5 protein-coding genes and 1 pseudogene are annotated in these 6,284 nt (G+C 64.0%); 3 read left to right on the top strand and 3 right to left on the bottom strand.

Translation table 11 applies throughout. The features are described from left to right. Nucleotides 1–9 precede the first annotated feature (9 nt). Nucleotides 10–2,211, bottom strand: a complete 2,202-nt coding sequence (glgX, locus tag QRN11_RS04850; protein WP_285250097.1) for a glycogen debranching protein GlgX — start codon at nt 2,209–2,211, stop codon at nt 10–12. Nucleotides 2,212–2,351: 140 nt separating this feature from the next. Then, complete coding sequence (locus QRN11_RS04855) at nt 2,352–2,765, bottom strand: Hsp20/alpha crystallin family protein (RefSeq protein WP_285250098.1); 414 nt, start codon at nt 2,763–2,765, stop codon at nt 2,352–2,354. A 269-nt stretch (nt 2,766–3,034) separates the two neighbouring features. On the opposite strand from QRN11_RS04855, the gene QRN11_RS04860 reads away from it, so the two are divergent. The 3 genes from QRN11_RS04860 to QRN11_RS04870 all read left to right on the top strand — a co-directional run bounded on the left by QRN11_RS04860 (nt 3,035) and on the right by QRN11_RS04870 (nt 5,898). After that, the gene (locus tag QRN11_RS04860; RefSeq protein ID WP_285250099.1) at nt 3,035–4,462 is read left to right on the top strand and encodes a cation:dicarboxylate symporter family transporter; all 1,428 of its coding nucleotides are present in this window, start codon (nt 3,035–3,037) and stop codon (nt 4,460–4,462) included. 68 nt (nt 4,463–4,530) lie between these two features. After that, nucleotides 4,531–4,830 carry a putative quinol monooxygenase gene (locus QRN11_RS04865; protein WP_285250100.1) on the top strand — a complete coding sequence of 100 codons (300 nt, stop codon included), beginning with the start codon at nt 4,531–4,533 and terminating at the stop codon, nt 4,828–4,830. A gap of 165 nt (nt 4,831–4,995) precedes the next feature. Then, nucleotides 4,996–5,898: a Rieske (2Fe-2S) protein gene (locus tag QRN11_RS04870; protein WP_142058235.1), complete on the top strand. Its 903-nt coding sequence runs from the start codon at nt 4,996–4,998 to the stop codon at nt 5,896–5,898. 63 nt (nt 5,899–5,961) lie between these two features. On the opposite strand, the pseudogene QRN11_RS04875 reads toward QRN11_RS04870, so the two are convergent. Further along, nucleotides 5,962–6,284 (bottom strand): annotated as a pseudogene (locus tag QRN11_RS04875) (HNH endonuclease signature motif containing protein); the annotation flags it as partial.

The following is a 6,284-nucleotide window of genomic DNA, read 5'->3' on the forward strand; positions in this document are numbered from 1 at the left end:
GGGCGGCGGTTAGTCTGGTGCCGAGGTGCGGGCGTCCGGCAACTGAGGTGCATCCGTCGTGGCCAGCGCCAGCGACGCCGATACTGAGTGGTCCGGTTTCTCCGGCGGCCGGGTGTAGGCCCGAAGCACCAGGAGGGATTTCGCTGCCAGTTCCACGGTTCCGCCGGCATGCAGGAGGCCGGTGTCCGCATGCTCTCCCGCCGTATCAATGAGCTGTTCCCAGCTGCCGGAGTACTCCGCGCTGGGCAGGGTAAACACCACCGGTTCGTCCCCGGAATTGCAGTACAGCAGGAAGTTGTGGTCATTGATGACCCTGCCCCGGTGGTCCTTCCCAATGGCCGCCCCGTTGTAGAAAACACCTAGCGCCCGGGCCAGGGGATTGTCCCAGTCCTCCGGGACCATGGCCGAGGCGTCCTTGTCCAGCCACACGATGTCCGGCAATGGCTGGCCGATGCCGCGCCGGACAGGCCTGCCTTCGAAAAACCTGTTGCGGCGGAAGGTGGGGTGCTCGCGTCGCAACTCGCTGACGGCTGCGAGGAACTCGGTGAGGGGCTGGTCCGCTGCCTCCCAGTTGATCCATGAGAGCGGGGAGTCCTGGCAGTAGGCGTTGTTGTTTCCCTGCTGGGAGCGCCCCATTTCGTCGCCGTGCAGGACCATGGGGACGCCCTGCGAGAGAAGGAGCGTGGCGAGCAGGTTGCGTTGCTGGCGCGCCCGCAGCGCAAGGACGCCGCGGTCGGTGGTGGGACCCTCCACACCGCAGTTCCACGAGCGGTTGTGGGATTCGCCGTCGTTGTTGTTTTCGCCGTTCGCCTCGTTGTGCTTGGCGTTGTAGGAAACCAGGTCGCGCAGGGTGAAGCCGTCGTGGGCGGTGACGAAATTGATGGATGCCACAGGACGGCGCCCGGAACTTTCGTAAAGGTCCGCCGAGCCAGCCAGTCGCGACGCGAACTCGCCCAGCGTTGCCGGCGCGCCACGCCAGAAGTCGCGGACGGCGTCGCGGTATTTCCCGTTCCACTCCGTCCACAGCGGCGGGAAGTTCCCCACCTGGTAGCCGCCCGGGCCCACATCCCAGGGTTCAGCAATGAGCTTCACCTGTGACACCACAGGATCCTGCTGAACGAGGTCGAAGAAGCTGGACAGCCGGTCCACCTCGTAGAACTCCCGGGCCAGGGCGGAGGCGAGGTCGAACCGGAACCCGTCCACGTGCATCTCCAGCACCCAGTACCGGAGCGAGTCCATCATCAGCTGCAGGGCATGCGGGTGGCGGACGTTGATGGTGTTGCCGGTGCCGGTGTAGTCCAGGTAGTGCTGCCTGTCCTGGTCCACGAGCCGGTAGTACGCCTGGTTGTCGATGCCCTTGAAGGACAACGTGGGGCCCAGATGATTCCCCTCGGCCGTGTGGTTATAGACGACGTCGAGAATCACCTCGATGCCCGCCGCATGCAGTGAGCGGACCATCGCCTTGAATTCCTGCACCTGCTGCCCCGGTTTGGTGCTGGAACTGTAGGCCTCGTGCGGGGCGAAAAAGCCGATGGTGTTGTAACCCCAGTAGTTGCTCAGCCCCTTGTCCTGCAAAGTGCTGTCCTGGACAAACTGGTGCACCGGCATCAGCTCAATCGCCGTCACGCCAAGCTTCTGCAGGTGTTCGATGACTGCGGGGTGGGCGATGCCCGCGTACGTTCCCCGTTCCTGCGCAGGCACCTCCGGGTGGGTCATGGTCAGGCCCTTCACGTGCGCCTCATAAATCAGGCTGTCACTGTAGGGGATCCGCGGCGGCCGGTCGTGCTGCCAGTCAAAGAACGGGCTGATCACCACGGACCGCATGGTGTCCGGAGCGGAGTCCTCGCCGTTGAAGGATGCCGGATCGCCGAAGTTGTAGGAGAACATCGGCTGGCCCCAGGTGATGTCCCCGCTGGTTGCCTTTGCATAGGGATCCAACAGCAGCTTGTTTGAATTGAAGCGGAGGCCGCGGGCGGGTTCGTAGGGGCCCTCCATCCTGTATCCGTACAGTTGGCCGGGCAAAACGTGCGGCAGGTAGCAGTGCCAGACGAAGGCATCCACGGCTTCGAGGCGGATCCGCTGCTCGCAGCCGTCCTCATCGAACAGACACAGGTACACCGCGCTCGCCGCTTCGCTGAACACGGCAAAATTCGTGCCGCTGCCGTCGTACGTGGCACCCAGCGGATAGGGGCTCCCCGCCCAGACTTCCATGTCCGCCTCCATCCCCAAGAAGAAAACACCATCGAACCACAGTGGTGCCCATTCTTGCCGGAGGGTATGACACGAGGGGAGGGCAGAAGCACGACGGCGGCGCAAGGCCGCCATCGTACGTCACCTTTATGGGTGCCTTTTCAGGCCCTGATGATGGGGATCCTGCGGCGTTCTGAGGCATCCTGGTCCGGCAGCGGTATGCGGACCTCGAGGACGCCGTCCCGGTAGGTGGCCTTCACGTCGTTTTGGTCAGTGGGCCCGGGGAGGGTGATGGAGCGGGAGAAGGTGCCGTAGCGGAATTCGGAACGGTACCCGTCCTTGCCCTTGTGCTCCGACTTCTCTTCGTGCCGGACCGTGATCCGCAGCTGGTCGCCGGTCAGCGTGATGTCAACGTCCTTCTCGGGATCGATGCCGGGGACTTCGGCCTTGACCACCAGCGTTCCCTCTTCCCGGTACTCCTCGGTCCGCAGCCAGGTGTCCAGGTCACCTTCGAAGAAGCGCCGTAGGGGTTCGGTGATGTCTGAGCCGGTCCGCCGGAGAATGTTGTTGTTCATCCCAAGTACTCCTTTCGATGAATTGATTGCGCTTGGGTTTGGGTGGTCTTGCATGCGCTGCGTTTCGCTTATTAGCGGCGGAAATTGATGACTTGCTATAGGACCATTTTCTGCCGGAACCGGTGTCCTTGCTACGCCCTTAACCCCCGTCCCCGGACTTAATACTTCCGCATTACGGATTTATCTTTCCGGAAACATCTACTTCCTAGCGTTGCCCATGACCCTGCGGCATCACCTTGCCGTCTGTCCCTCAACGAACAGGCACTAGCATGAACCTCACCGCCACCGCAGCATCTTCCCCGCAGCCGGACAACGGGCCAAGCAGGAAAACGCTCTACAAATCCCTCTTTTTCCAGATCCTGGTGGCCGTACTGGCAGGCATCCTGATCGGCCACTTTTGGCCCAACATGGGCGCTGCGCTCCGGCCGCTCGGGGACGGGTTCATCCAGCTCATCAAGATGATCATCGCGCCCCTGATCTTCCTGGTGATCGTCACCGGTATCGCGGCGGTCAGTGACGTCAAGGCCGTGGGCAGGGTGGGGGTCAAAGCGCTCGCGTATTTCACCGCCGCCACGCTCTTCGCCCTGGTGTTCGGGCTGGTGGTGGGGAACCTGGTCCAACCGGGTGCGGGGCTGGACATCGATCCGGCGTCCCTCTCCCAGGACGCGCTCAACGCCAAAACGGCCACCGCGCCGCCCAAGGATGCCGGCGCTTTCCTCCTGGGGATCATTCCCACCAGCGTGGTGGGCGCCTTTGCCAGCAACAGCCTCCTTCAGGTGCTGTGCTTTGCGGTGTTCTTCGGCGCGGCGATCGTGGTGGTGGGGCGCGACCGCTGCCTGCCGGTGATCACACTGATGGAAACGGTGCTGGAGCTGTTCTTCAAGATCATGTCCTGGGTGATGCGGGTGGCACCGGTGGGTGCTTTCGGGGCCATGGCCTTCATCATCGGCCAGTACGGACTGGAATCACTGGGCACTTATGCCCTGTTGATCGCTGCCTGCTACGGTGCCGCCCTGGTGTTCATAGCGCTGCTGTTCGTGGTGGCGTGGGTGTATCCCCGAGTGCCGCTCTGGCAGTTCATAAAGTACACCCGCGAGGAATTCCTCCTGGCACTGGGCACCGCCTCGACGGAGTCCGTCCTCCCGCGCATTATGACCAAGCTGACCAATGCGGGCTGTTCCCGCGCCACCACTGGCCTGGTGGTCCCCACGGGATATTCCTTCAATCTGGACGGCGCCGCCCTGTACCTGTCGATTTCGCTGCTCTTTCTGGCACAGGCTTTTGGCTACAACCTCGATCTTGGCCAGCAGCTCGCCGCCCTGGGTGTCCTGATGCTGACGTCGAAGGGCATGGCCGGCGTGCCGGGTTCCGCGTTCCTGGCGCTCTCCGCCACAGCGGGTGCACTGGGGATCTTCCCGGTGGCCGGCGTCGCCCTCCTCCTCGGTGCGGACCGGCTGATGGACTCCATGCGTGTGGTGGTGAACCTGCTGGGCAACTGCGTGGCCACGTTTGTGGTGGCCAAGTGGGAGGGCCAGTTCGACCGTGCCGCCATGCTCCGTGCCTTTGCCGGTGAGGGGTCGCCTGAGGATGACAGCACGACGGCGGTCGCGGCCGGCCAGGCGACTGGCACCCAGGTGCCATCCGGCATGGCCTCGGGGCCCGTCGTCGAACCTTCAACTGCGGCCACTGCACAATGAGTGCAGCGCCCACGGGAGTGGCGCGGTAGATTCCTCCTTTTGTCCTACCCGTGCTGGACACTGTCCCCATGACCTTTGCGAATGTGGGAACCCTCGGAACCAAGCCCGGCCAGCGCGACGCCGTGGTGTCCATCCTCCTCCGGCCCATGCCGGGGCTGGAGGAGGCGGGATGCCTGCTGTACGAAGTAGGCGTGAATGACGAAGTGCCGGACACGGTGTTTGTGTGCGAACTGTGGGAATCGCCGGAGGCGCACCGTACGTCACTGCAGCTGGACAGTGTCCGGGCAGCCATTGCCGAGGCGATGCCACTGTTGTCCGGCGACATGGGTGGCAGCCGGTTCACTGTGGTGGGGTCCCCGCTCCGCTGACCTGCACTTCTGCCACCCCGACTGGCTGGGCCCACCCCTGTGCCTGCTGGCTCCCAACGGCTAGGCTGACCGGCATCGGCTGGACTTATCGTCTGGACGACATCGACTGCACACCATCGCCTGCATGTGCCGAATGCAGACTGACGAACGGGGTAAGGGAGACACATGAAACCGCTGCCTGCACTTGAGCTTGTTGCCCGCCTGGAAGATGCCGACTGGCTGGATCCCCTGGCCAAGAAGGTCCGGAAGTTCGTCAAAAGAACTATCCGGCCGCAATGGGCCCGGGACATCCTGCACGGAGTGCCTATCGGGCATCCGGTTCATCCGCTGGCAGTCCAGGTTCCGCTTGGGGCGTGGATTTCCGCCGCAGTGCTGGATGCGCTCCCGGGGAACGACAAGGCGGCAACTGTACTGATCGGTGTGGGCAGTGCCTCTGCCGTGCCCTCAGCGGTGGCGGGCTTTATGGATTGGTCGCAGCTGCACAGCCAGCAGCAGCGGGTGGGGCTGGTCCACGCGACGGCCAACATCACAGCCGTCAGCCTGTACACCGCCTCACTTGTGGCGCGGACGCAGGGGCGGAACGGCGCGGGCAAAGTGCTTGCCTATCTGGGCCTGGGGGCAGTCAGCTTCGGCGGCTTCCTGGGTGGCCACCTCAGCTACCGGCAGGCCGCCGGCGTGAACCACACCGAGGACGTTCCGCACCGTTTCCCCAGCGGATGGCAGCCACTGGCACCCCTGGAGGACCTGCCGGATGGCAAGCTCCACCAGCGCGTAGTGGCCGGGCTTCCGCTGCTGGTGTTCCGGGAGGGAGAAACAGTCAACGTGTTGTCCGACGTCTGCAGCCACCTCTCCGGACCGCTGCACGAGGGCAAGCTTAAGGGCGGCAGCGTGACAGGTGGATCAGCACGTGGTGGGGGCGAACCCTGCGTCGTATGCCCATGGCACGGCAGCACCTTCTCGCTCCGGTCCGGTGAGGTGCAGGCCGGCCCGGCCACGTCCAGGCAGCCGCGGTTCGAAACCCGGGTTACGGGTGGGCTCGTGGAAGTGAACCTTCCCGGCGCCGATTGAGCGTTTCTGCGGGGCTGGCGGTTTCGGCTCCGGACTTCGAGCGACTTTTGATTGCCGACGGTTTCAGGACTTCACCATGTCCCACTCCCGCTCCTGCGCTATGAGTGGGTCTTGGGGCAGTTTCGGAGGGTGGGCGTAGAAGTCGTCCCAGATCGGATCGTCGGGCGAGAAGTCATGGGGATCCTCAAGATTGTCATCGACTGGCTCTTCACGCGGCGGTCCGGCATCCGGGATCTCCAGGAAGTCCGAGAATCCCTGCGGTTCCGCTGCACCGGGTATTTCCGTTGCACCCGGCAGCTGCCGGGCTGTGTCGGTTGCGCGGGTTAGGAGTCCGGGTGGCCATTGGGGTGGTTCGTGGTCGGGTTGTTCGGCTTTGTAGTGGCGGC

The sequence above is a fragment of the Pseudarthrobacter sp. fls2-241-R2A-168 genome (assembly GCF_030209335.1).
In the GTDB taxonomy this organism is placed as follows: domain Bacteria; phylum Actinomycetota; class Actinomycetes; order Actinomycetales; family Micrococcaceae; genus Arthrobacter.